Origin of the sequence: Actinosynnema mirum DSM 43827 (genome assembly GCF_000023245.1) — a bacterium.
GTDB lineage: Bacteria > Actinomycetota > Actinomycetes > Mycobacteriales > Pseudonocardiaceae > Actinosynnema > Actinosynnema mirum.
Genome location: NC_013093.1, coordinates 8,149,313 through 8,172,827, shown reverse-complemented (window position 1 = coordinate 8,172,827; position 23,515 = coordinate 8,149,313). Strand labels below are relative to the sequence as shown.

The following is a 23,515-nucleotide window of genomic DNA, read 5'->3' as shown; positions in this document are numbered from 1 at the left end:
AGTGCGCGCGGTTCGGTGGTCACACCAACCGCACCGGGAGCGGGGTCACTCCGACGCGGTCCTGCGGCGGGGTTTGGTCGAGCCAATCCCCCGCGTCCCCAGGACGTATGACTGCACCAGGTGGTTCCAACTGCACGTGCGGCAAACTTCAACCACGTAGACGGAGAACTCCTCGAAGAGGTTAGCCATCCGCCCGAGCTCCTCCGGCGTGCGCGCGGACCCGGCCGCGTGCTTGAGCTCGTCACCGTAGACCCAGGACACCAGGGTGAGCGGCTCCTTGCGGCACACCGGGCACGTCACGTCGCTCGGCTCGCCGTGGAACTTCGCAGCTCGCAGCAGGTACGGGCTGGCGTCGCACACCTCCATGGTGCCCACCCGGCCAGCGTGGACCCCCGCGAGCAGCGCTCTGCGCTGCAGGGCGTAGTCCACGACCTGGCGTTGGGTCAGCACGGCCCCCAGAGTACGTGGCCCCCCGACGCCGCCGGAGGGCTGTTCAGCGCAGTGGTGCTCGTCACAGTGCCACTGTGTGCGAGATGACACAGCTCCAGGAGGGTCAGATGTATCGCGTCGATATACTCGGTTCACCCATCGGCGTGCGGATCAGGGGGTGATCTCGTGTTGGAGTTCGCGATCCTCGGCCTGCTGCACGAGGCGCCCATGCACGGCTACGAGCTGCGCAAGCGGCTGCACGGCCTGCTCGGGGCGTTCAGGGCCTTCTCCTACGGGACCCTGTACCCCGCGCTGCGCCGGTTGCAACGCGACGGGCTGATCGTGGAGGAGGCCCCCGGTGAGGAGGAGCGCTCCTGGGGTCGCCGGACGCGGAAGGTCTACCGGCTGACCGCTGAGGGCAAGGAGAGGTTCGGGGAGCTGCTGGCCGACGCCGGGCCCCAGACCTGGGACGACGACTCGTTCGGCGTGCACCTCGCCTTCTTCTCCCGAACTCCCGCCGAGGTCAGGGTGCGCATCCTCGAAGGCCGCAGGCGGCGGGTCGAGGAGCGCAGGGAGGGCCTCCGGTCCTCCTTAGCCGAGACCGGGGAGCGGATCGACCGCTACACCCGCGAGCTGCACCGCATGGGGCTGGAGAGCAGCGAGCGCGAGGTGCGGTGGCTCAACGAGCTGATCGCCCACGAGCAGGCCGAGCTGGGTGAGCGGGACGAATGACTGACGCAGAACAAGAAGGAGGACTCGGCATGGGCGACAAGCGCCGCACTGTTCGAGTGGCCATCGTCGGAGTGGGCAACTGCGCGGCGTCGCTGGTGCAGGGTGTCCAGTACTACCGCGATGCCGACCCGGACACGCGCGTTCCCGGCCTGATGCACGTCCGGTTCGGCGACTACCACGTGCGCGACGTCGAGTTCGTCGCCGCGTTCGACGTCGACGCCAAGAAGGTCGGGACGGACCTCTCGGAGGCGATCTTCGCCAGCGAGAACAACACCATCAAGCTCGCGGACGTGCCGCCCCTCGGCGTGACCGTGCAGCGCGGCCACACCTACGACGGCCTCGGCAAGTTCTACCTGGAGACCATCGAGGAGTCCGACGCCGAGCCCGTGGACGTCGTCGCGGCGCTGCGCGAGGCCGAGGTCGACGTGCTGGTGTCCTACCTGCCGGTGGGCTCCGAGGACGCGGACCGCTTCTACGCGCAGGCGTGCATCGACGCGGGCGTGGCGTTCGTGAACGCCCTGCCGGTGTTCATCGCCTCCGACCCCGAGTGGGCCGAGAAGTTCCGCGCGGCGGGCGTGCCGATCGTCGGCGACGACATCAAGTCCCAGGTCGGCGCGACCATCACGCACCGCGTGCTGGCCAAGCTGTTCGAGGACCGGGGCGTCCAGCTCGACCGCACCATGCAGCTGAACGTGGGCGGCAACATGGACTTCCTGAACATGAAGGAGATGGAGCGCCTGGAGTCCAAGAAGGTCTCCAAGACGCAGGCCGTCACCTCCCAGGTCGACCGGGACATGGGCAAGCGGAACGTCCACATCGGACCGTCGGACTACGTGGCGTGGCTCGACGACCGCAAGTGGGCGTACGTGCGGCTCGAGGGCCGGGCGTTCGGCGACGTGCCGCTGAACCTGGAGTACAAGCTCGAGGTGTGGGACTCGCCGAACTCGGCGGGCATCATCATCGACGCGGTGCGCGCGGCGAAGATCGCCCTGGACCGGGGGATCGGCGGGCCGATCCTGTCGGCGTCGTCGTACTTCATGAAGTCCCCGCCGGAGCAGTACGACGACACCGAGGCGCGCGAGGCCGTGGAGAAGTTCATCCGCGGCGAGGTCGAGCGCTGAGCTGACGTCGCTGGGCCGGGTCCGCCGGGCTCGACGTTCCCCGAGGTCGGATCGCCCCCACGCGCTGGGCGGGGGCGGTCCGGCCTTCGGGCTTTCCGGGGTTCCCCTGGCTTTTCGGGGCGCTTCGTCGCTCAGCGCTTGGACAGCCGCAGCGACTGCCAGGACCCGTCGGCGGTCCACCCGCCGTCGACCGGCAGCGCCACGCCGTTGACGAACCCGCTGCGCTCGGGGTCGGCCAGGAACGCGACGGCCTGCGCGATGTCGCCGGGGACGGCGAAGCGCCCCATGGGGACGTGGTCGGTGATGTCGCTGTCGCCGTAGTGCCCACCCGCCTGCGACTCGACGTCCATCTCGGTCTTGACCCAGCCGGGGCAGACCGCGTTGACCCGCACCCCGCGCCCGCCCCACTCGACGGCCAGCGTGCGCGTCATGCCGATCAGGCCGTGCTTGCTGGCGTTGTAGGCGGCCCGGTCCGCCACGCCGCTCAGCCCGGCCACCGAGGCGATGTTGACGATCGAGCCGGAGCCGCGCGCGAGCATCTTCGCGCCGAGCGCCTGCGAGAGCAGGAACGGCCCGGTGAGGTTGATCTCCATGACCCGCCGCCACAGCTGCGGGCTGGTCTCCTCGAAGGGCGTGATGGCGGCGATGCCCGCGTTGTTGACCAGCACGTCCACCCGGTCGCCGACGTGCGCGGCCAGCCGGGCCACGTCCTCCTCGGACGACACGTCCCCGACCACCCCGCCCTCGGTGGCCGAGAGGTCGAACCCCACGACGGAGTACCCCTCGGCCCGCAGCAGCTCGGCGATCCTCAACCCCATGCCCTGCGCGGCGCCGGTCACGACGGCAACTCGTTGCTCCATGCGCCCAGGCTAGGTGTTTCACCTGGTGGTAGCAGGGGGACGAGCTCGGGTGGGTGCGGGATCGCCCGGAGTGATCCCGCGGTGACGGTCCGCTCGTCCGGTGAGGCGGCCAGGGCTCACCCCCGCCCCAGCGCCCCCGCCAACTCCCCGATCCCGCCCAGCACCACCGCCCCCTCCAGCGCCTCCGGCGCCGGGGGGAAGTCCGGGTTCGGGATCGCGTACACCGCCATGCCCGCCGCGCGCGCCGACTTCAGGCCGTTCGTCGAGTCCTCCACCGCCGCGCACCGGCCCGGTTCCACGCCGAGGCCCCGTGCGGCCAGCAGGTACACGTCCGGGGCCGGTTTGCCCGCGCCCGCCTGTTCGCTCGACACCGCCACGCGCACCAGCCCACCCAGGTCCGTCGCCTCCAGGAACGCCTGGATCAGCACCGGCGGGGACGAGCTCGCGATCGCCACCGGCCACCGCTCGGCCACCGCGCGGACCGCCTCGACCGCGCCCGGCAGCACCGGCGGGCCCTGCTCGTACCTCCTGGCCATCTCCGCGATCACGCCCCGCGCGGCCTCCTCGGCGCTCAGCCGCACGCCGACCTCGCGCACCAGGTAGTCACCCCACTCGGGGGTGCTCATGCCCTGCATGGCCACGGTCGCCTCCGGCGGCCAGACGCCGCCGTGCTCGGCCGCGAACGCCCTGCGGACCTCGTCCCACGTCCGCTCGGAGTCCACCAGCACGCCGTCCAGGTCGAACACCACAGCATCCACCCGGCCGAAGCTACTGCCTCGAACGGTCCTTCGCCATGCTAAGCAAAATCGGTTAGCATGGCGAAATGAAATTCCTCCACCAACCCCGCCAGGTCTGGGTCACGGCGTTCGCCGCGGTGATCGCCTTCATGGGCATCGGCCTCGTCGACCCGATCCTGCTGTCGATCGCCGAAGGCCTGAACGCGTCCCCGTCCCAGGTCACCCTCCTGTTCTCCTCCTACCTCGGCGTCCAGGTCCTCGCCATGCTGTTCACCGGCGCGGCCAGCGCCCGGTTCGGCGCCAAGCGGACCCTCGTCGGCGGACTCGCGCTGATCGTCGTCGCCACCCTGCTCTGCGCCCTCGCGGGCTCGATCGGCCAGCTCATCGGCCTGCGCGCGGTCTGGGGCCTCGGCAACGCCTTCTTCATCGCCACCGCCCTCTCCGTCATCGTCGGCGCGGCCAGCGGCGGCCAGGAGGGCGCGATCCTGCTCTACGAAGCCGCCCTCGGGCTCGGCCTGAGCGTCGGCCCGCTGCTCGGCGCGCTCCTGGGCAGCATCTCCTGGCGCGGCCCGTTCCTCGGCACCGCCGTGCTCATGGCCCTCGCCCTCGTGCTCTGCGCGGTCTGGCTCGCCGACGACGGCAGGCGCGGCCGGGTCGGCGTGCTCGACCCGCTGCGCGCCCTGCGCCACCCCGGCCTGCTGCGCACCGCCCTCGCCTCCGCGCTCTACACCGCCGCGTTCTTCGCGGTCCTCGCCTGGTCGCCGTTCGTGCTCGGCTGGGGCGCGGTCGAGATCGGCCTGGTCTTCTTCGGCTGGGGCCTGTGCGTCGCGCTCTCCAGCGTCCTGCTCGCCCCGCGCCTGGCCGCCCGCCTCGGCGAGCGCCGCGCCGCGCTGGCCGCCGTGCTCGCGTTCGCCGCGCTGATGCTCGTCATGGCCGTGCCGGACAAGACCCTGCTGGTCGTCGCGATCATCGTGTCCGGCCTGGTCTCCGGCCTGCTCAACACCCTGTTCACCGGCACCGCGATGAGCGTGAGCCCCGCGCCGAGGCCGGTCGCCAGCGCGGGCTACAACTTCCTGCGCTGGCTGGGCGGCGCGCTCGCCGCCACGTTCGTCAGCCACCTGCCGCAGCCGTTCGTCGTCGCCGCGGTCTCCTGCGCGCTGGCCGCCGTGCTGCTCTCCTTCAAGGGCGGGGACGAGAAGGTCGTGCCCGCCGAAGCCGTGCTGGTCGGCGAGGACGCGGTGGGTTAACAAAGGGTGAACGCCGGCCTACGGTCAGTTGACCCGACCTGACCGCAGGAGGCGTTCGACGTGACGTTCCAGCTCCCCCTGATCGGCAACCACTCGCCCAGCCGCGCGGCGCTGACCTGCCGCTACCGCTGCGGTGACGCCTGCTTCCACGAGGTGCCCAACCCCACGGCAAACCCGTACTTCGGCGACCTCGTCAGCCGCAGGACCGCGCTCCTCGGCGGCACGGCCCTCATCGCGCTCACCGCCGCGCCCGCAGCAGCCGCAGCAGCCGCCGAAGCGCCCGTCGGAGCAGCCGGTCACCCCGCCCCGAGGGGCCTCGACTTCACCCCCGTCGCGCCCAACGCCGAGGACCGCGTCGTCGTCCCCGACGGCTACCGCCAGTCCGTGGTGATCCGCTGGGGCGACCCGCTGTTCCCAGGCGCCCCCGAGTTCGACTTCGACCACCAGACCGCCGCCGCCCAGGCCCGCCAGTTCGGCTTCAACAACGACTTCGCCGCCCTGCTCCCCCTCGACCAGCGCGAGCTGACCGGCCTGCTCGTGGTCAACCACGAGTACACCACCGAGCAGCTCATGTTCCGGGGCTACGACGCCGCCAACCCCACCCGCGAGCAGGTCGAGATCGCCTGGGCCGCGCACGGCCTCACCGTCGTCCGCGTCGAGCGCTCCCCGCGCGACGGCGCCCTGCGCCCGGTGTTCTCCCGCCACAACCGCCGCATCACCCTCGCCACCCCGTTCGAGGTGCGCGGTCCGGCGGCGGGCGGCGACCTGCTCAAGACCTCCGCCGACCCGACCGGAACCCGCGTGCTGGGCACGATGAACAACTGCGCGGGCGGCGTCACGCCCTGGGGCACGATCCTGTCCGGCGAGGAGAACTTCAACCAGTACTTCGCCAACGCCGAGGCCCTGGCCGACCCGCGCCTGTCCCGCTACGGCGTCACCGGCTCCGCCACCACCCGCAAGTGGGAGCGCTTCGACCCCCGCTTCGACCTCGCCCAGGAGCCGAACGAGGTCAACCGCTTCGGCTGGGTCGTCGAGCTCGACCCGCACGACCCGACCTCCACCCCGGTCAAGCACACCGCGCTCGGCCGCTTCAAGCACGAGTGCGCCAACGTCCGCGTCGCGGCGGACGGCCGCGTGGTCGCCTACTCCGGCGACGACGAGCGCTTCGAGTACGTCTACAAGTTCGTCTCCGCCAAGCGCTTCCGCCCCGGCGACAGCAAGGCCGCGCGCAGGCACAACATGACCCTGCTCGACGACGGGACCCTCTACGTCGCCCGCTTCAGCGGCGACAGCCCGCCCGAGGAGATCGACGGCTCCGGCGCGCTGCCCTCGGACGGCCGGTTCGACGGGACCGGCGAGTGGATCCCGCTGGTCTCCGGGAACCGGTCCTTCGTGGACGGCATGACCGCCGAGGAGGTGTGCGTCTTCACCAGGATCGCCGCCGACCGGGTGCGCGCCACGAGGATGGACCGCCCCGAGGACCTCCAGACCCACCCGCGCACCGGCGTCCTGTACTGCGCGCTGAGCAACAACACCGAGCGCGGCAAGCCCGGCAAGGAGGGCGCGACCGAGCCGAACCCGAGGATCGACAACCGGCACGGCCAGGTGCTGGAGCTGACCGAGCGGCGCGACGACCCGCTGTCCACGACCTTCGCCTGGAACCTGTTCCTGGTGTGCGGCGACCCGGCCGCGCCCGACACCTACTTCGGCGGCTTCCCCAAGGACCGCGTCTCCCCCATCTCCAGCCCCGACAACGTCGCGTTCGACCCGCACGGCAACCTGTGGATCGCCACCGACTCCGGCGGCGCGCTCGCGGGCCACAACGACGGCCTCTTCGGCGTCCCCGTCGAGGGGCGGTCCAGGGGGCACCTCAAGCAGTTCCTGACCGTGCCGCGCGGCGCGGAGACCTGCGGGCCCGTCGTCGGGCGGCAGGTCGTGCTGGTGTGCGTGCAGCACCCCGGCGAGGTCGACGGGGCGAGCGCCGACAACCCGGCGTCGCACTGGCCGGACGGCGGCGACTCCCAGCCAAGGCCGTCCGTGGTCGCGGTGTGGCGGGAGGAGCGCGGCAGGCTGGGCGACATCGGCCTCGGCTGAGCGCCCCGGCGCGGCAGGAGCGCGCGTCCGGACGGACGGCGGGTGATCCGTTCTCCACCGTCGGCGCAGGTGTTCGCCTGGCGTTCACCCGCTGTCCCACCGGACGAGGACTGCGAAACCTAGCGTCTCGCGAGTTCCCCGATGACGAGCTCCCACCGATGCACGGAGGTCCGCGTGCCCGCTCCCACCGACCAGGGTCGTCACCTGCTGCCCCTGTTCCCGAACCACCCGGTCGGCCGAGCGGCCGTCACCTGCCGGTACCGCTGCGGCAACGCCTGCGCCCACGAGGCGCCCAACACCTCCGACAACAGCTACTTCGGCGACGTTGTCGGCGAGGTCGTGCGCCGCCGCGGCCTGCTGAAGGCGGGAGCCGTGCTGGCCGTCGCTGGCGCCTCGGGCGTCGGCCTCGCGGGCACCGCCGCAGCCGCCCCCGGCAAGCCCGACCTCGGGGGCGCCGACTTCGACCTCGGCGGCGGGCGCAGGCGCGACGGGCTCAACTTCACGCCCGTCGCCCCCAACACCGAGGACCGCGTCGTCACCCCCGAGGGCTACGACCAGTCCGTCGTGATCCGCTGGGGCGACCCGGTCCTGCCCGGCGCGCCGAAGTTCGACTTCGACCGCCAGAGCGCCGCGGCGCAGGCCCGGCAGTTCGGGTTCAACAACGACTTCTGCGGCCTGGTCCCGCTCGACGGCCGGGACCGGTGGCTCATGGTGAGCAACCACGAGTACACCACCGAGGAGTTCATGTTCCGCGGCTACGACGCGGCCAACCCCACCCGCGAGCAGGCCGAGATCGCCTGGGCCGCGCACGGGATGTCCGTGGTCCTGGTCGAGCGCGACCGGCGCAGCGGCAAGCTCCAGCCCAAGCTGGACCGCCGCTACAACCGCCGCGTCACCCTCACCTCCGAGTTCCGCGTCACGGGTCCGGCGGCGGGCAGCGACCTGCTCAAGACCTCCGCCGACCGCACCGGAACCCGCGTGCTGGGCACGATGAACAACTGCGCGGGCGGCGTCACGCCGTGGGGCACGGTCCTGTCCGGCGAGGAGAACTTCAACCAGTACTTCGCCAACGGCAGCACGGTCACCGACCCGGCGCAGCAGAAGCGGATCGCCCGCTACGGCATGTCCTCCGGCGCGACCACCCGCAAGTGGGAGCGGTTCGACAAGCGCTTCGACATCGCCCAGGAGCCCAACGAGCCGCACCGCTTCGGCTGGGTCGTCGAGATCGACCCGCACGACCCCGACGCGCCCCCGGTCAAGCACACCGCGCTCGGCCGCTTCAAGCACGAGGGCGCGAACGTCATCATCGCCCAGGACGGCCGCGCCGTGGCCTACATGGGCGACGACGAGCGCTTCGACTACCTGTACAAGTTCGTCTCCGACGAGAAGTACAAGCCGGGCAACAGCAAGCACGCCCGCGAGCACAACAAGAAGCTGCTGGACAAGGGCACCCTGTACGTCGCCCGCCTCACCGGCGACAGCCCGGTCGCGGAGATCGACGGCTCCGGCAAGCTGCCCTCGGACGGCGAGTTCGACGGCGCGGGCGAGTGGATCAGGCTGGCGGCGGGCAACCGCTCGTTCGTGCCCGGCTTCACCGCCGAGGAGGTCTACGTCTTCACCCGGCTCGCCGCCGACGCCGTGTCGCCGACCAAGATGGACCGGCCCGAGGACGTCGAGCCGAACCCGCGCAACCGCCGGATCTACGCGGCGCTGACCAACAACACCGACCGGGGCAAGACCGGCAAGGAGGGCCCGACCGAGCCCAACCCGCGCCCCGGCAACAAGCACGGCCACGTGCTGGAGATCGAGGAGCGGCGCGGCGACAACACCGCGCTGAGCTTCTCCTGGAAGCTGCTGCTGGTGTGCGGCGACCCGAACACCGCCGACACCTACTTCGGCGGCTACGACAAGACCCAGGTCTCGCCGATCTCCTGCCCGGACAACGTCGCGTTCGACTCGCGCGGCAACCTGTGGATCTCCACCGACGGCAACGCGCTCGGCTCCAACGACGGCCTGTTCGCCGTGCCGGTCGAGGGGAAGTACCGGGGGCGGGTCAAGCAGTTCCTGACCGTGCCGCGCGGCGCGGAGACCTGCGGGCCCGTGGTGGACGACGAGTTCGTGCTGGTGTCGGTGCAGCACCCCGGCGAGGTCGACGGGGCGAACGCCGACAACCCGGTGTCGCACTGGCCGGACGGCGGGACCTCGCAGCCGAGGCCGTCCGTGGTGGCGGTGTGGAAGAAGGACCGGGGCCGCGTCTGCGGCTGACGACTCCCGGTCGTCGCGGTCGGGGACGGGCGTGACCGCGACGCGCTCCGACGGCCCCGCGCACCCGTGCGCGGGGCCGTCGCGCCGTCTGTCGCGCTGTCTGTCGCGCTGTCCGGGGCACTGCCCGGCGCGGGCGGTTCCGGCGCACGGCCGTCACCCGGTTCACCCTCTAGGGTTCCCCCATGACCGAACGCCCCGCAGCCCTGATCACCGGAGCCTCCCGAGGCATCGGCGCCGCCGTGGCGCGCGCCCTCGCCCCCACCCACGACGTGCTGCTCGGCGGCCGTGACGAGGCCGCGCTGCGGGCGCTGGCCGACGAGCTGCCCGGCGCCCGGCCGTTCGCCGTCGAGCTGACCGACGCGGAGGCGCTCGCCGGGGCGGTCGCCGGGATCGAGCGGTTGGACGTGCTGGTGCACAGCGCGGGCGTGGCCGAGCTGGGGCCGCTGTCCGGTGCGTCGGCCGAGGTGTGGCGGCGCACCCTGGAGGTCAACGTCGTCGCGGTCGCCGAGCTGACCCGGTTGGCGCTGCCGCTGCTGCGCGAGGCGCGCGGCGACGTGGTGCTGATCAACTCGGGCGCCGGGCTGCGCGCGAACCCCGGCTGGGGCGTCTACGCGGCCAGCAAGTTCGCGCTGCGGGCGTTCGGCGACGTCCTGCGGGCCGAGGAGCCCGCCCTGCGCGTCACCTCGGTGCACCCCGGCCGGGTCGACACGGACATGCAGCGCGACGTGCGGCAGCAGGAGGGCGGCGAGTACGAGGCCGAGCTGTACCTGCGGGCCGAGTCCGTCGCGGACGCCGTGGCGCGCGCGGTGCTGGCCGGGGACGACGCGCACATCACCGAGATCGTGGTGCGCCCGAGGACCAGGCTGGGCTGAGCGCCCCTGGGCTGAGCGCCGGGGAAACCGGGCGGCGCCCGCTCCCGGCCGCCTCGCGGCAGCCGGGAGCGCGGGGCGCGCTACCGCAGCCGGGCCGCGATCCCGGCGACCTCGGCCTGCGCCTCGCGCCGGTCCACCCGCGTCGACTCGCCCGCCTCGACGACCTGCTCGCCCGCGACCCACACGTCGCTGACCCGCCGCGTCCCGCTGGCCCACACCAGGTTCGCCAGCACCTGCTCGTCCGGCGCGTCCAGCCCCGTCGCGAACGCCGGGTCGTCCACGTCCACGTGCACCACGTCGCCCCAGCGCCCGGCCTCCAGCGCGCCGATGTCGTCGCGGCCCAGCGCGTCCGCGCTGCCCCTGGTGGCCAGCAGCAGCGCGTCGGCCGCCCGCATCGCCGTCGCGTCCAGGCCCGACACCCGCGCCAGCAGCGCGGCCAGCCGCGCCTCCTCCATCAGGTCCAGGTCGTCGTTGCTGGCCGGGCCGTCCGTGCCGAGGCCGACCTTCACGCCGTTGTCCAGGTAGTACCTGATCCGCGCGACGCCGGAGGCGAGCTTCATGTTCGAGCCGGGGCAGTGCGCGACGCCCACGCCGTGCTTGGCGTAGATCGCCACGTCCTCGTCGGACAGGTGCACCGAGTGCGCGGACAGCACGCGCCCGCCGAGCGCGCCGACCTGCTCCAGCAGCTTCGGCACCGAGCCGTACTGCTCGCGCTGCGCCACGTCCTCCTGCGTCGACTCGGCCACGTGCACCTGCACCAGCGCCCCGCGCTGCCTGGCCTCGCCGCCGACGACGCCGAGCGCGTCCGCCGAGAGCGTGTACGCCGAGTGCGGCCCGTAGCTGATCTCGAAGCGCTCGTGCGGGCCGATCCGCAGGCCGTCCGCGTCGATCCAGCGGTTCACCTCGTCGGTCTGCGCCCGCCAGTCCATGCCCGGCAGCTCCATGATCGCCGCGCCAAACAGCGCGCGGGACCCGGCCTCGATGACCGCCTCGGCGAGCTGCTCGCCGTTGAAGTACATCTCCGCGCTGGTGGTGACGCCGTTGCGGAGCATCTCGACCGCGCCGAGCAGCATCCCCGAGCGCATGTCGGCGGGGGTCATCTTGGCCTCGGCGGGCCACATGGCCTCCTGCAGCCAGCGCATCAGCGGCAGGTCGCCGCCCATGCCCCTGAGCAGGATCATCGGGGTGTGCGCGTGGGCGTTGACGAGGCCGGGCATCAGGATGCCGGTCAGCTCGCGGGTGGCGCCGGTGTGCTCGGGGGCGTCGGCGCGGGGGCCGACGAAGGCGATCCTGCCGTGCTCGTCGACGTCGACCACCGCGTCGCGCAGGACTGTGCAGGCGGGGTCGCAGGGCAGGACCACCGGGGCGTGCAGGCGCAAGGTCATGGCGTGAATCCTGCCGCAAGAGCGGTTGACCGGCCGGGGTGACAAGCCGAAACTCGTTCAGGTGGAGGGACCGCGCCCTTGCCCCCGAGCTGTGGACGACTGGTTGCGCAGCCGGTTCACCCCCGAGCAGCACCGCCTGGTCGGGGGGATGCCGCTGGTCGCGATGCCGCTCTCGGTCGAGGTCGCGTCGGCGGGCGTCGGCCGGGCGTGGGTGCCCGACGACGTCATCGCGGGCTGGGCGCACATGAACTTCGACGCGCGCCGGAAGGTGGACCAGTCCGACGCGAGCATGATCGCCCTGCTGATCAGGCAGGGCTGGACCTGGGACGACATCGCGTTCCTGCTCGGCTTCGAGGAGGAGCGGGAGGCGCAGGAGTGGTACGCCGACCTGGCCGTGCGGCTGTGGAAGGCGCCGCTGCGGCGACCGAGGCTGGTGTTCGGCGACTAGCCCCGACCGGTCCGGCCCCCGGCGCCCGGCTCCGAGCACCGCGTCTCGGCCACCCGGTCCCGCTCCCCCCTGGTCCAGGCCGCCCACTCCCGCCGCCACCTCAGTCCGCGACGTCCACCTTCGCCACGACCTTCGGGTTCCGCAGCCGCACCACGACCTCGCCCGGCACGCCGTTGCGCGCCGCGTACTCGTTCGCCCGGTCCGCGCCCATGTACCGCGCGCCGAGCCTGCCCGCCCAGTAGGTGACCTGCTCCGGGTCGTCGTCCACCTCGGCCTTCCCCGACAGCGTCACGAACGCGTAGGGCGGCTCCTCGTCGTCCAGGCAGAGCGAGATCCGCCCGTCGCGCAGGATCGCCTTGCCCTTCACCGACTCCACGTGCGTCGTGAACACGATCGAGCTGCCGTCGACGTCGACCCAGACCGGCGTCACGTGCGGCGATCCGTCGGCGCGGACGACGGCCAGCTTCCCGGTGCGCGGCCTGGCCGCGACGAACTCACGCCACCAGCCCTCGGGGGCATCCGTGTAACCCATGGGGCCAACCGTAGGACCCCCCGACCCCGAGACCCCGAGCGCGGAACAACAGGGCTGACTCAGGGTGATCACTGAGTCCCCCGTTCGTAGTAATACCGAAGATGAGACCGAAGAACTACGCCGCTTTCGACTACCGGTCGATGCGCGAGGGCACGCCGGGGTGGAAGTTTTTTCACCACAGCGGAGAACCGGGGAAGCGAGAGGAGAGCACTCGATGATCGAGGCGATCGGCCTCACCAAGCGCTACGGGAGCACCGTAGCGGTGAACGACCTGTCGTTCACCGTCCGACCTGGCAGGGTGACCGGCTTCCTCGGCCCCAACGGGGCGGGCAAGTCCACCACCATGCGGATGGTGCTCGGACTCGACCGCCCGACGGCGGGGCGGGTCCTGATCGACGGCACGCCGTACAACAAGATCAAGAACCCGCTGCGCTCCGTGGGCGCGCTGCTCGACGCGAAGTGGGTGCACCCCAACCGCTCGGCCCGCACCCACCTGCTGTGGATGGCCAGGTCCAACGGCATCCCGGTCCGCAGGGTCGACGAGGTGCTGGACGAGGTCGGCCTCACCAAGGTGGCGCGCAAGCGCGCAGGCGGGTTCTCGCTCGGCATGTCCCAGCGGCTCGGCATCGCCAGCGCCCTGCTCGGCGACCCGAAGGTGCTGCTGTTCGACGAGCCCGTCAACGGCCTGGACCCCGAGGGCATCCTGTGGATCAGGCGCTTCATGCAGGGCCTGGCCGCGCAGGGGCGCACCGTGCTGGTGTCCAGCCACCTGCTGTCCGAGATGGCGCTGACCGCCGAGGACCTCGTGGTGATCGGCCGGGGCGAGCTGATCGCCCAGTGCAGCACCGCCGAGTTCATCGACCGCTCCGCCAAGGCCGCCGTGCTGGTGCGCGCGCCGGAGTGGCAGCGGTTCGCGACCCTGCTGCGGGACAAGGGGTTCGCGGTCGCCGAGGGCGCGGAGGGCGTGCTCACGGTCGAGGGCGCGACCGGCGCGGAGATCGGCGAGGTCGCGGCGGGGAACGGGGTCGTGCTGCACGAGCTCAGCCCGCAGCGGGCCTCGCTGGAGGAGGCGTTCATGCAGTTGACCGGTGACTCGGTCGAGTACCAGACCGGTTCCGCCGAGAAGGGGGTGTGACCGCCGTGGCGCTGCTCGCCGTCGAGCGGATCAAGCTGTTCAGCACGCGGTCGCCCTGGTGGTGCGCGGCGCTGGCGCTCGTCATGACCTCGGGGATCGCCACGCTCATCGCGATGGAGATGCCCGCCGAGGCCCCGGTGCAGGTCAGCACGACCCAGTTCACCTACTCGTTCGGCATGTCCGTGGTCATGGTGATGGCCGCGCTGGCGGTGACCACCGAGTACCGGTTCGGGACCATGCGGGCCACCTTCCAGGCCGTGCCCAACCGGAACGCGGTGATGGTCGCCAAGGTCGTCGTGGTGGCGCTGCTCGCGGGCGTCGTCGGCGAGGTCATCGCGTTCACCTCGTGGGGCGCGAGCAGGCTGGTCGCCGCGGACGCCTCGCAGCTGGGGCTGGAGTCGTCGGCGGACTGGCGGCACGTGGCGGGCGTCGGCCTGGTCTACGCCGCCGCCGCGGTGCTCGCCGTGGGCGTCGGGGCGCTGGTCAGGCACACCGCGGGGGCGGTGGCCGTGCTGCTGGTGTACTCGATGGTCGGCGAGAGCCTGATCGCGCTGATCCCGGACCTCGGGCCGAAGATCCAGAAGTGGCTGCCGTTCGCGATGGCCGACAACTTCGTCCTCGGCTCGCCCTCGGGCGAGGTGGTGGGCGGCATGGGGCCGCCCGCGCCGGAGGGCGCGCTCGCGCCGTGGCCCTCGCTGGGCTACTTCGCGGCGGTGGCGGTGGCGGTCTTCCTGGTGTCGCTGGTCGTGGTGAACCGCCGGGACGCCTGACGGGACAGGACCTTCCGGCCCGCGCTCGGGGTGGTGGGCCGGACAGGGGGAGCGGAGCGCGGGCGGCCTTCGGGGAGGCGCCCGCGCTCCTCGCTGTCCGGGGGCGAGTGGCTGGCGCGCGGCAGGTCTGCCGCGTGACAGGCCGGCGTGGCCCGGCGTCAGGGGCGGTCGGCGTCCGGTGTCGATGTGGTGGGTGTCGACGTGGTGGGCGTGGGCGTGGTGGGAGTGGTGGGCGCGGACGTGTTCGGTGTCGGTCCGCCCGCCTCCGGCGCGCTCGGCGCCGGTCCACCCGATGCCAACGCGCCCACCCCCGCTCCACCCGGTTCGGCGTTCCGGAAGCGCCGGAGCGCCACCAGCCCGGCCGTGGCCAGGAGCAGCACCACCGCCGTCGCCCACGCCGCCCGCTCCACCGGCCCGATCCCGTCGCCCGGCTCGGTCGCCACCGGCGCGCTCCCCCGGTCCCCGCTCCCCGAGTCCGCGCTTCCCCGGTCCGCGCTTCCCCGGTCCGCGCTCGCGAGCGCCGGGTCCGGGGCCGCCGTCGCGGCGGGCAGCGGCGGCCTCGGCGGCAGCAGCGGGCTGCGGTCCACCTCGCGGATGCGGCCCTCCAGCGCGCCCACCGGGTTCACCAGCCCGAACCCGGTCCGGCTGTCCCGCCCCGGCTCCAGCAGGTCGACGGCGCTGATCACCAGCCGGTTGACCACGTTCGCCGCGTCCAGGTCGGGGAACCGCGAGCGCACCAGCGCCACTACCCCGCTCACCAGCGCCGTCGCCGCGCTGGTCCCGTCGACCGCCGCGTACCCGCTGGCCGACGAGGTGAGCGGCACCGCCGTCACCACCCGCTCGGCGGGCGCGGCCAGCACGGTCGGCGGCCCGGTGTTGGACCGCGCCCACGGCGAGCCGTCGCGGGTCGTGCCCGCCACCGCGATCACGCCGGGGATGTCGGCGGGCGCGCCCACGTGCTGCTCGCCGGAGTTGCCGGTGCCCGCGACCACCACGACGTCGTGCTCGAACGCGTAGTCCACCGCGTCGGTCAGCTCCGGCGTCAGCGTCGCGACCGAGGTCAGCGACAGGTTCACCACGTCGGCCCCGTGGTCGACCGCCCACCGCACGCCCTCGGCGACGGCCGCCAGCGTGAACCCGGTCCCGTCCACGCCCACCGACACCGGCAGCACCTTCGCGGCGGGCGCGACGCCCAGCACGCCGCCGGACTCGCCGACCCCGGCGATCAGCGCCGCCATCGCCGTCCCGTGCCCCGACCGGTCCTGCACGCCGCCGGTGCCGACCGCGTCGCCCACGCCCGTCCCCGGCAGCACCCGGCCCACCAGGTCGGGGCGCGTGTCGTCGACGCCGGAGTCCACCACGGCCACCACGACCCCGTCGCCTCGGGCGAGCTCGTGCGCCCGGTGCACCCCCAGCGCGTCCAGGTGCCACTGCTGCTGGCCGACCGACCAGGCGGGTGTCTGCGCGACCATGGCCAGCACCGCGAGCGCGACCGGGAGCACCTTCGGAACACCGCCTTGTGGTTCAGGTCACAAATATTCGATGCCGTTCATGTTTCGAGCTCAAGAGGTCACGCGCACGGAGTAAGTCCTTCGTTAAGACCCCGTGAACTGTCCCAACCGGCCATGACAGGAACCGGGCGAGCAGGTGGGATGAAAGTAGCGAATCGTGAGGCGGCGGTGTGCACGCACGCGAATTCGCCAACCCCGTCAAGGAACCCTCCGGAGGTGAACCCGTGGCGGTGCTCGATCCAGACCTCAACGCGGAATCCCAGGCGAAGCGGCCACCGCAGGCGAAGCTGCCGTCCCCCGCGACGCGCCCCGCCGAGCTCCCCCGCCCCCGCCAGCGCGACCGCGGGCTGCGCGTCGAACCCATGCTCGGCCTGGAGTGGGCGGACGCCATCGAGGCGGCGGGAGGGGCGGAGCTCGCCTCGTCCCCCGCGCAGTCCCGCAGGGCCTGGGTGCACCGGGCCGACGAGCGCCAGGTGCTCTCGCTGTACCGCGCGGTCCGCGAGGTCGGCGCCCGCGTCCCCGCGCCGTGGTGGCTCCGCGCGCTCGACCGGGGCAGGCTCCCGTCCCGCGCGGCCGGGTTCGCCGTCGAGGACGAGGTGTCGCAGCTGCTGCTGAGCAGGCCCGGCTGGATCTACGTGCCGTGGGCGGACGAGGGCGAGGTCGGCTACTGGGAGTTCGTGCCGTCCGAGAGCGGCGTCTACGGCCCGGCCGAGCCGACCACCGTCCAGTTCACCGACGAGCACCCCGGCTGGGTCGACCTGCTGCCCGCGCACCGGGGGCCCGGACTGCGCCAGCCGATCGCCTTCACCCCCGCCGAGCTGCGCGAGCAGATCGAGGACCTGGAGAACATCGCGTAGCGCTGTCCTAGGCTGTGCGCCCGTGACACCGAGCAAGCAGGAACGCCCCGCGCACCACCGCACCGTCGTCAGCTACGTCCAGCGAGGCGAGCGGATGACCGTCGGTCAGCAACGCGCGTGGGACACCCACTGGGACCGCGTCGGCCGCGAGGTCAAGGCGCTCCCCGAGGGGCCGGTGGACTTCACGGCCTGGTTCGGGCGGGAAGCCCCCGTCCTGCTGGAGATCGGCTCCGGCATGGGCGAGACCACCAGCCAGCTGGTGGCCGCCGCGCCGGAGCTGAACTACGTCGCGGTCGAGGTGTACAAGCCGGGCCTGGGGCAGCTGCTGCTGCGCACCGAGGCGCTCGGCGCGACGAACCTGCGGGCCTTCCGCGGTGACGCGGTCGACCTGCTGGAGTCGCACGTCGAACCGGGGACGCTGGCCGGGGTCCGGATCTTCTTCCCGGACCCCTGGCCCAAGAAGAAGCACCACAAGCGCAGGCTCGTGCAGCCGGAGTTCGTGAAGCTGCTGGCCAGCAGGCTGCGGCCGGGCGGGACGCTGCACATGGCGACCGACTGGGAGAGCTACGCCGAGCAGATGCTGGAGGTGTGCTCCGCCGAGCCCGCGCTGCGCAACCTGCACGACGGCTGGGCCCCGCGCCCGGAGTGGCGGCCGGTGACGAAGTTCGAGCAGCGCGCGGTCGAGGAGGAGCGGGTCAGCCACGACCTGATGTTCGAGCGGATCCAGCCCGAGCCGAGCTAGCCCGAGCCGATCCGGGGGCGCGACCGCGCGCAGGGCTCTTCCCGCGCGCGGTCACGCCTCCGCTTCCAGGAGCGCCACGGGCTACTCCTGCGAGTCGACGAGCACGCTGGACACCGCCATCAGCACGAGCACGAGCACGCCCAGCGCCGCCCCGGTCCACGTCGCGATCGTTGTGATCATCGTTCTCTCCTTCCGCGAGCTTCCCCACCACCAGGGTCGCCCGCGCGCGCGTCATCCGACATCGGCCAGCGGGGTGCTCATCTGCGGCTTTCCCTCAGCCTTGTGGTTGACCCCGCACCCGACCCTGGAGTGACGCAGGTTCACCCGGAAGGTTCTACGGTGTTCTTCCGTGGAGGGCACCAACCTCGAATGGCGGGCACTGGCCCGACGGCAGTGGCCGCTGGCGAGCGTCCTGGTGATGTTCCTGCTGCTCCAAGCGCAGGGCGAGGGACCCGCCTGGTCGAACCTGATCGGGTCGCTGTCGCTCGCCGCGCTGGCCGTGGTGTCCCCGCGCAAGCCGTTCGACGCGGTGCTCGCCGCCGCGACCGCGCTGGTGGCGTCCTCCGTGCTGATGCGCGCGGCGGGCGCGACGCCCGGTCCGTCGCTGCTGGGCGCGCTGACCGTGGTCGAGCTCGGGGCGATGATGGCGATGGCGGCCATCGTGGTGCGGCAGGAGAAGGTCTGGCGCTCGACGGTCGCCCTGGTGGTGCTGGTGGCCGCCGGGGTCGCCGAGTACTACATCCGCCCGAACTACTGGGTCAGGTACCCGGACCACTTCCCGGCCGAGCCCAGCCTGCTGCCGAACGCCGTGGTCACGGTGATCCTGCTGGCGCTGGCCGTGGGCACGGGCCTGTACTTCCGGGCGCGCGACCGGGAGCGGGCGACGGCGGTGCGGGCCGAGGTGGCGGCGGCGCAGCACGCGGAGCGGATGGCGCTGGCCAGGGAGCTGCACGACGTGGTGGCGCACTACGTGACCGGCATCGTCGTGCACGCCCAGGCGGCCCAGGCGGTGCCGCACGCGGCGCAGGAAGTGCTGCCGATCATCGTGACCAGCGGGAACGAGGCGCTGACGGCGATGCGGCGACTGGTCGGCACGCTGCGCGACTCGGAGGCGGCGGCCCCGGAGGCGACGGAGAGCGGCCTGGCCGACGACGTGCGCGCGGTGGCGGAGAAGTCGGGCCAACCGGTGCGGCTGAGCGTCGACCTGCCCGGCGAGTTCCCGGTCGCACTGGCCCGGTCGGTGCTGCGGCTGGTGCAGGAGTCGCTGACGAACACCAGGAAGCACGCGGACGGCGTGACGCGCGTCGACGTGGAGGTCACCAGCGACGGCTCGGCGGTGCGGGTGCGCGTGGCCGACGACGGCCGCCAGCGCACGTCCCCGCTGACCGGCTCCAGCGGCTACGGCCTGGTCGGGATGCGCGAACGCGCGGAACTCCTCGGCGGCACCTTCACCGCGGGCCCACGCCCCACCGGCGGCTGGGAGGTCCGAGCCGAGATCCCGGTCTCCAACGACTGACACGCAGCACGGCGAACCTGGCTCGCGGGATTCGCGCACAGGGGACTCGCACCAGTCGGACAACCGGCCGGATCCGGAACACGTACGGGTACCGGGACCCGCGCGGAGTCCCGGTACCCGTGTGCGTGTTCGACTTGTTCCCCGATGTTTCCGCACAGCCCTTGTTTGGACCGCGCGTGCTGCTCCCCGTGCGGGTGCTCGTGCCAATCAGCTGGGTGTCAGGCGTCGGCCCGCCCTCAAGCGCTGGTCTGCGCGCTCTCGGAGCTGAGCTCCTTGTGGTCCACGTGCGTGGCGTCGACCGTGGTGCGGTCGGTGTGCCTGGCACCGTGGTCGGCGCTGCGGTCGCCCGCGCTGCCGATCGCGATCTTCCTCGGCTTCGTGCGCTCGGCGATCGGGATGCGCAGGGTCAGGACACCCGCGTCGTAGTCGGCGCGGATGTTCTCCGCGTCCAGGGCGTCGCCCAGGAACAGCTGCCGGGAGAACACGCCCAGCGGTCGCTCCGACACCACCATCTCGGCCACGCCCGACTGCTCGACCTCGCTCGGCTGCCCGGCCGCACCCGACTGCCTGGCCGCGCTCGGCTGCCCGGTCCCCCGGTCGCCTGCCTCGGGGCCCGCAGCACCAGTCCACGCAGCGTCCGCCCGCGAAGTGCCAGCCTCTGCGGAGCCGGCCTGCGAAGCACCCGCGCCCGCAGCCCCACCCCTCGCGGCACCCGCCCGCGAACCGCCGGCCACACCCCGCCCCAGGTGGTTCGGCCTGCGCTCGGCCTTCACCGTGAGCACGTTCCGCTCCACGTCCAGCTCGATCGCGTCCGCCGCCACCCCCGGCAGGTCGAACTCCACCACGAACTCGTCCCCGACCCGGTAGGCGTCCATCGGCATCATCGCCGGCCGCGACCACGTGCCGCCCTGTCCACCGGACCCGAGGCCACCCGCGCCCCGCAGCACCTGCTGCGCGAAGCGGTCCAGCTCACGGAAGGGGTCGGTGCGCATCAACATCGAGAACCACCTCCACGTATCGACTACCGGTCAATGCGCTGTGCCACCAAGGCTACTACGTCATCACACCGTTGACAACCCCGCCCGTCGTCCAAAGGACGACAAATCTCAGAACCACCGCCCCAGCGCCGCCGCCACCCCGTCCTCCGCCAACGTCCCGGTCACCACGTCGGCCGCCGCGCGCACCTCCTCGGGCGCCTGCCCCATGGCCACCCCGCACCCGGCCCACCGCAGCATCGCCACGTCGTTGTGCCCGTCGCCGATCGCCGCCGTGTCCGCCGGGTCGACCCCGAGCTCCCGCCGCAACCGCTCCAGCTCGGCCCCCTTCGACACCCCCTCGGGCACCACGGTCAACCACGCCTCCACGTGGTCCGAGGTCCACGTGGCGCCGGGCAGCCTGATCCCGGACATCCGCGCCGCCAGCTCCCCCGGCTCCCGCCCCACCCACCGCGCGACCAGCCGCGACGTCGGCTCCGCGGTGAACTCCCCGACCCCGACCTCCCGCACGTCCCCGGACAGGTCCCCCTCGGCCCACCGCCCGAGCGCCAGGCTCCCCACCCCGACGACCTCGCTCGCGAACACCGCCCCCGGCAGCGCCTCCCGCAGCACCGCCAGCGCCGCCGCCGCGTCGAACGCCGACCGCCGGACCGCCGCCCCCGCCCGGACGTCCCACCACACCGCCCCGTTCGAGCACAGCAGCGTCCCGCCCACCCCGAGCCGCCCGGCCACGCCCAGGGTCCCGAGCACGCTCCGCCCGGTGGACAGCACCACCCGCGCCCCGCCCGCGACCGCCCGCCCGACCGCGTCCAGGACGGCGGGCGAGACCTCGTCGCTCCCGGTCGGCACGAGGGTTCCGTCGATGTCCAGCGCGATCAGGCGAGGTGTCCGCTCCATCCGGCCACCTTAAGTGAGCTTTCCTCGGGAAATTCGCTGGCACGGCCACTGGCCCCGGTTAATGAACCGTGGTTCAATAACTCGCGTGGCCCGCCCCAAGTCCATCACCGACGAACGCCTCCTGAAGGCGACCGGCGACGTCATCAGCCGCGAGGGCCCGGACTTCACGATGGCCCAGGTCGCCGCCGAGGCGAAGGTCTCCGTCGGCACCCTCGCCGCCCGGTTCGGCTCCAAGAGCGGCCTGCTCCAGGCCCTGAGCAGGCGCGAGATCACCCAGGTGGGCGACCGGATGCGCGCCGCCGCCGAGGGGCTGCCGCCCCTGGAGGGCCTCAGGGCCGCCCTCACCTCCTGGTTCTTCGAGGGCGCCCCGGACCCGGCGACGGCGGGCAACCACCTCGCCCAGCTGGGCGTGGACCTCATGGACCCGGCACTGCGCGCCCTGCTCGCCGACCTGCACGTCGCGATCGAGACCGCCCTGCGCGACCTGGTCGCTGCGGTCGACCTGCCGGGCGCGCCGGAACCGGGCCGGGCGGCGCGGGTGCTGCACGCCCTGGTCTCCGGCGCGACCCTGGACTGGTCGATCCGGCCGGACGGCGGGCTGGTCGACCGGATGCTCCACGACGTGGACGCGGTGCTGGACGCCTGGGGACGCCCCTGACCGGGTCGGCCACCCGAGCACGGCCACCCGAGCACGGCCACCTGAGCACGGCCACCGAACGACAAGGGGAGAGCATGACTTTGAAGGGCAAGGTCGCCGCGGTCACCGGCGCGACGCGCGGCGCGGGCCGGGCGATCGCGGTCGAGCTGGGCGCCGCGGGCGCCACGGTGTTCGTCGGCGGGCGCACCACCCGCGAGAGCCGGTCGCCGATCGGCCGCGCCGAGACCATCGAGGAGACCGCCGAGCTGGTCACCGCCGCCGGTGGCGCCGGCATCGCGGTGCGCTGCGACTTCACCGACCCCGCCGACGTGGACGCGTTCCGCGACCGGATCGAGGCCGAGCGCGGCGGGCAGCTCGACGTCCTCGTCGACGACGTCTGGGGCGGCGAGCTGGACGTCGAGTTCGCCCCCTTCTGGGAGCAGGACCTCGAAGCCCAGCTGCGCATGTGGGACAACAGCGTCCGCGCGCACCTCGTCTCCCTGCACCGCCTGCTGCCGCTGCTGATCCGCAGGCCGGGGGGCCTGCTGGTCGAGGTCACCGACGGCGACACCGACGACCACTACCCCGGCACCCTGGCCTACGACTCGGTCAAGGTCGCGATCCGCCGCTTCGGCCGGGTGCTGGCCAAGGAGCTGGAGCCGCACGGCTGCACCTCGGTCGCCGCCACCCCCGGCTTCCTGCGCTCGGAGCAGATGCTGGAGCACTTCGGCGTCACCGAGGCCACCTGGCGCGACGCGATCGCCAAGGAACCGCACTACGCCCTGTCGGAGACCCCGCACTACCTGGGCCGGGGCCTGGCCGCGCTGGCCGCCGACCCGGACAAGCACCGGTTCACCGGCCAGGCGCTCGCGTCCTGGACGCTCATGCGCGAGTACGGCTTCACCGACCTGGACGGCTCCAGGCCGGACTGGGGCCGCTGGAACGACGACGTCGTGAAGCCCGAGCGCGCCCCTGAGGACTTCGACGCCGAGGACTACCGCTAGACCACACCGGTCCGGCGGCCCGACCGAGGGCCGCCGGACCGGCGCTCACACGTCGCCCGGCCGCACCAGCCCGGTCTCGTAGGCCAGCACCACCGCCTGCACCCGGTCCCGCAGCTCCAGCTTCGCCAGGATGCGCCCCACGTGCGTCTTCACCGTCGCCTCGGACAGGAACAGCTTCCGCGCGATCTCCGTGTTCGACATGCCCTTGGCGATCAGCACCAGCACCTCGCGCTCCCGCTCGGTCAGCGCGTCCAGCACCGACGCGTCGCGCAGCGTCCCGCCGCCCTCGCCGAGGAACCGCCCCAGCAGCCGCTTGGTGACGCTCGGCGACACCACGGCGTCCCCGCTGGCCACCGCCCGCAGCGCCGACACCAGGTCGGCGGGCGGCGTGTCCTTGAGCAGGAACCCGCTGGCCCCGCTGCGCAGCGCGGACAGCGCGTACTCGTCCATGTCGAACGTGGTCATGACCAGCACCCGCGCCGTCCCGGCCTCGGTGATCCGCTTGGTCGCCTCGACCCCGTCGAGCACGGGCATCCGCACGTCCATCAGCACCACGTCGGGGCGCAGCTGCTCGGCCATGTGCACGGCGTCGAGCCCGTCCCCCGCCTCACCGACGACGCTGATGTCCTCCTGCGCGTTGAGCACCATGCGGAAACCCATCCGCATGAGCTCCTGGTCGTCGACGAGCAACACCTGGATCATGGTCAGCCACCTTAGGTCCCCGCCGGA

At 72.9% G+C, this 23,515-nt stretch carries 22 protein-coding genes and 2 pseudogenes; 14 read left to right on the top strand and 10 right to left on the bottom strand.

What is annotated here, in order from left to right; translation table 11 throughout:
* Positions 1-45: 45 nt before the first annotated feature.
* Entirely contained in the window at positions 46-450 is a 405-nt protein-coding gene (locus AMIR_RS34845; RefSeq protein WP_015805702.1) for a DUF5318 domain-containing protein, read from the bottom strand.
* A 165-nt stretch (positions 451-615) separates the two neighbouring features.
* Here AMIR_RS34845 and AMIR_RS34840 point away from each other — a divergent pair, with 165 nt between their 5' ends.
* The gene (locus tag AMIR_RS34840) at positions 616-1,161 is read left to right on the top strand and encodes a PadR family transcriptional regulator (protein ID WP_015805701.1); all 546 of its coding nucleotides are present in this window, start codon (positions 616-618) and stop codon (positions 1,159-1,161) included.
* Between the two features lie 29 nt (positions 1,162-1,190).
* The gene (locus tag AMIR_RS34835) at positions 1,191-2,282 is read left to right on the top strand and encodes an inositol-3-phosphate synthase (RefSeq protein WP_015805700.1); all 1,092 of its coding nucleotides are present in this window, start codon (positions 1,191-1,193) and stop codon (positions 2,280-2,282) included.
* A 131-nt stretch (positions 2,283-2,413) separates the two neighbouring features.
* On the opposite strand, the gene AMIR_RS34830 is transcribed toward AMIR_RS34835, so the two are convergent.
* Both AMIR_RS34830 and AMIR_RS34825 read right to left on the bottom strand, forming a co-directional pair.
* A complete protein-coding gene (locus tag AMIR_RS34830; RefSeq protein ID WP_015805699.1) occupies positions 2,414-3,142 on the bottom strand; it encodes an SDR family NAD(P)-dependent oxidoreductase in 729 nt (242 codons plus the stop codon).
* 116 nt (positions 3,143-3,258) lie between these two features.
* A complete protein-coding gene (locus AMIR_RS34825) occupies positions 3,259-3,900 on the bottom strand; it encodes an HAD family hydrolase (RefSeq protein ID WP_015805698.1) in 642 nt (213 codons plus the stop codon).
* Between the two features lie 65 nt (positions 3,901-3,965).
* Between AMIR_RS34825 and AMIR_RS34820 the strand changes: the two genes are divergently transcribed.
* The 4 genes from AMIR_RS34820 to AMIR_RS34805 all read left to right on the top strand — a co-directional run bounded on the left by AMIR_RS34820 (position 3,966) and on the right by AMIR_RS34805 (position 10,357).
* Positions 3,966-5,126: an MFS transporter gene (locus AMIR_RS34820; protein WP_015805697.1), complete on the top strand. Its 1,161-nt coding sequence runs from the start codon at positions 3,966-3,968 to the stop codon at positions 5,124-5,126.
* A gap of 60 nt (positions 5,127-5,186) precedes the next feature.
* Positions 5,187-7,220, top strand: coding sequence for a PhoX family protein (locus AMIR_RS34815; RefSeq protein WP_015805696.1), 2,034 nt, complete (start codon positions 5,187-5,189; stop codon positions 7,218-7,220).
* Between the two features lie 174 nt (positions 7,221-7,394).
* Positions 7,395-9,485, top strand: a complete 2,091-nt coding sequence (locus AMIR_RS34810; protein WP_015805695.1) for a PhoX family protein — start codon at positions 7,395-7,397, stop codon at positions 9,483-9,485.
* A gap of 182 nt (positions 9,486-9,667) precedes the next feature.
* Positions 9,668-10,357 (top strand): SDR family oxidoreductase, encoded by a 690-nt coding sequence (locus AMIR_RS34805; RefSeq protein ID WP_015805694.1) that lies wholly within the window; start codon positions 9,668-9,670, stop codon positions 10,355-10,357.
* Positions 10,358-10,437: 80 nt separating this feature from the next.
* Here the strand turns inward: AMIR_RS34805 and AMIR_RS34800 are convergent, their stop codons facing one another.
* Positions 10,438-11,742 (bottom strand): amidohydrolase family protein, encoded by a 1,305-nt coding sequence (locus tag AMIR_RS34800; protein WP_015805693.1) that lies wholly within the window; start codon positions 11,740-11,742, stop codon positions 10,438-10,440.
* A gap of 91 nt (positions 11,743-11,833) precedes the next feature.
* Between AMIR_RS34800 and AMIR_RS34795 the strand changes: the two genes are divergently transcribed.
* Positions 11,834-12,190 carry a hypothetical protein gene (locus AMIR_RS34795; protein WP_015805692.1) on the top strand — a complete coding sequence of 119 codons (357 nt, stop codon included), beginning with the start codon at positions 11,834-11,836 and terminating at the stop codon, positions 12,188-12,190.
* Positions 12,191-12,290: 100 nt separating this feature from the next.
* Here the strand turns inward: AMIR_RS34795 and AMIR_RS34790 are convergent, their stop codons facing one another.
* Entirely contained in the window at positions 12,291-12,722 is a 432-nt protein-coding gene (locus AMIR_RS34790) for a PPOX class F420-dependent oxidoreductase (RefSeq protein WP_015805691.1), read from the bottom strand.
* A 214-nt stretch (positions 12,723-12,936) separates the two neighbouring features.
* On the opposite strand from AMIR_RS34790, the gene AMIR_RS34785 reads away from it, so the two are divergent.
* A complete protein-coding gene (locus AMIR_RS34785; RefSeq protein ID WP_015805689.1) occupies positions 12,937-13,857 on the top strand; it encodes an ABC transporter ATP-binding protein in 921 nt (306 codons plus the stop codon).
* 5 nt (positions 13,858-13,862) lie between these two features.
* Positions 13,863-14,627, top strand: coding sequence for an ABC transporter permease (locus tag AMIR_RS34780; protein ID WP_041838659.1), 765 nt, complete (start codon positions 13,863-13,865; stop codon positions 14,625-14,627).
* 158 nt (positions 14,628-14,785) lie between these two features.
* Here the strand turns inward: AMIR_RS34780 and AMIR_RS34775 are convergent, their stop codons facing one another.
* A complete protein-coding gene (locus AMIR_RS34775) occupies positions 14,786-16,129 on the bottom strand; it encodes a S8 family serine peptidase (protein WP_015805687.1) in 1,344 nt (447 codons plus the stop codon).
* A 239-nt stretch (positions 16,130-16,368) separates the two neighbouring features.
* Here AMIR_RS34775 and AMIR_RS34770 point away from each other — a divergent pair, with 239 nt between their 5' ends.
* The 3 genes from AMIR_RS34770 to AMIR_RS34760 all read left to right on the top strand — a co-directional run bounded on the left by AMIR_RS34770 (position 16,369) and on the right by AMIR_RS34760 (position 19,253).
* Entirely contained in the window at positions 16,369-16,995 is a 627-nt protein-coding gene (locus AMIR_RS34770) for a hypothetical protein (protein ID WP_342626574.1), read from the top strand.
* Positions 16,996-17,089: 94 nt separating this feature from the next.
* Positions 17,090-17,737, top strand: a complete 648-nt coding sequence (trmB, locus tag AMIR_RS34765; RefSeq protein WP_222840835.1) for a tRNA (guanosine(46)-N7)-methyltransferase TrmB — start codon at positions 17,090-17,092, stop codon at positions 17,735-17,737.
* Positions 17,738-18,086: 349 nt separating this feature from the next.
* On the top strand, positions 18,087-19,253 hold the full coding sequence (locus tag AMIR_RS34760) for a sensor histidine kinase (protein ID WP_015805683.1): 1,167 nt from the start codon (positions 18,087-18,089) through the stop codon (positions 19,251-19,253).
* A 236-nt stretch (positions 19,254-19,489) separates the two neighbouring features.
* Here the strand turns inward: AMIR_RS34760 and AMIR_RS43360 are convergent.
* The 3 genes and pseudogenes from AMIR_RS43360 to AMIR_RS34745 all read right to left on the bottom strand — a co-directional run.
* Positions 19,490-19,771: pseudogene (locus tag AMIR_RS43360) on the bottom strand (Hsp20/alpha crystallin family protein); the annotation flags it as partial.
* A 231-nt stretch (positions 19,772-20,002) separates the two neighbouring features.
* Positions 20,003-20,251, bottom strand: a pseudogene (locus AMIR_RS34750) (Hsp20/alpha crystallin family protein); the annotation flags it as partial.
* A gap of 108 nt (positions 20,252-20,359) precedes the next feature.
* Positions 20,360-21,145: an HAD family hydrolase gene (locus AMIR_RS34745; RefSeq protein ID WP_015805681.1), complete on the bottom strand. Its 786-nt coding sequence runs from the start codon at positions 21,143-21,145 to the stop codon at positions 20,360-20,362.
* 85 nt (positions 21,146-21,230) lie between these two features.
* Here AMIR_RS34745 and AMIR_RS34740 point away from each other — a divergent pair, with 85 nt between their 5' ends.
* Positions 21,231-21,803 carry a TetR/AcrR family transcriptional regulator gene (locus tag AMIR_RS34740; protein ID WP_015805680.1) on the top strand — a complete coding sequence of 191 codons (573 nt, stop codon included), beginning with the start codon at positions 21,231-21,233 and terminating at the stop codon, positions 21,801-21,803.
* A gap of 74 nt (positions 21,804-21,877) precedes the next feature.
* Positions 21,878-22,786 (top strand): SDR family oxidoreductase, encoded by a 909-nt coding sequence (locus tag AMIR_RS34735; RefSeq protein WP_015805679.1) that lies wholly within the window; start codon positions 21,878-21,880, stop codon positions 22,784-22,786.
* A gap of 45 nt (positions 22,787-22,831) precedes the next feature.
* On the opposite strand, the gene AMIR_RS34730 is transcribed toward AMIR_RS34735, so the two are convergent.
* Complete coding sequence (locus AMIR_RS34730; protein WP_015805678.1) at positions 22,832-23,488, bottom strand: response regulator; 657 nt, start codon at positions 23,486-23,488, stop codon at positions 22,832-22,834.
* Positions 23,489-23,515 lie beyond the last annotated feature (27 nt).

Coding starts and splice junctions, on each gene's coding strand:
- AMIR_RS34835 (WP_015805700.1), top strand. CDS start 1,191: ATGGGCGACAAGCGCCGCACTGTTCGAGTGGCCATCGTCGGAGTGGGC.
- AMIR_RS34830 (WP_015805699.1), bottom strand. CDS start 3,142: ATGGAGCAACGAGTTGCCGTCGTGACCGGCGCCGCGCAGGGCATGGGG.
- AMIR_RS34820 (WP_015805697.1), top strand. CDS start 3,966: ATGAAATTCCTCCACCAACCCCGCCAGGTCTGGGTCACGGCGTTCGCC.
- AMIR_RS34805 (WP_015805694.1), top strand. CDS start 9,668: ATGACCGAACGCCCCGCAGCCCTGATCACCGGAGCCTCCCGAGGCATC.
- AMIR_RS34800 (WP_015805693.1), bottom strand. CDS start 11,742: ATGACCTTGCGCCTGCACGCCCCGGTGGTCCTGCCCTGCGACCCCGCC.
- AMIR_RS34790 (WP_015805691.1), bottom strand. CDS start 12,722: ATGGGTTACACGGATGCCCCCGAGGGCTGGTGGCGTGAGTTCGTCGCG.
- AMIR_RS34785 (WP_015805689.1), top strand. CDS start 12,937: ATGATCGAGGCGATCGGCCTCACCAAGCGCTACGGGAGCACCGTAGCG.
- trmB (WP_222840835.1), top strand. CDS start 17,090: ATGACCGTCGGTCAGCAACGCGCGTGGGACACCCACTGGGACCGCGTC.
- AMIR_RS34745 (WP_015805681.1), bottom strand. CDS start 21,145: ATGGAGCGGACACCTCGCCTGATCGCGCTGGACATCGACGGAACCCTC.
- AMIR_RS34735 (WP_015805679.1), top strand. CDS start 21,878: ATGACTTTGAAGGGCAAGGTCGCCGCGGTCACCGGCGCGACGCGCGGC.
- AMIR_RS34730 (WP_015805678.1), bottom strand. CDS start 23,488: ATGATCCAGGTGTTGCTCGTCGACGACCAGGAGCTCATGCGGATGGGT.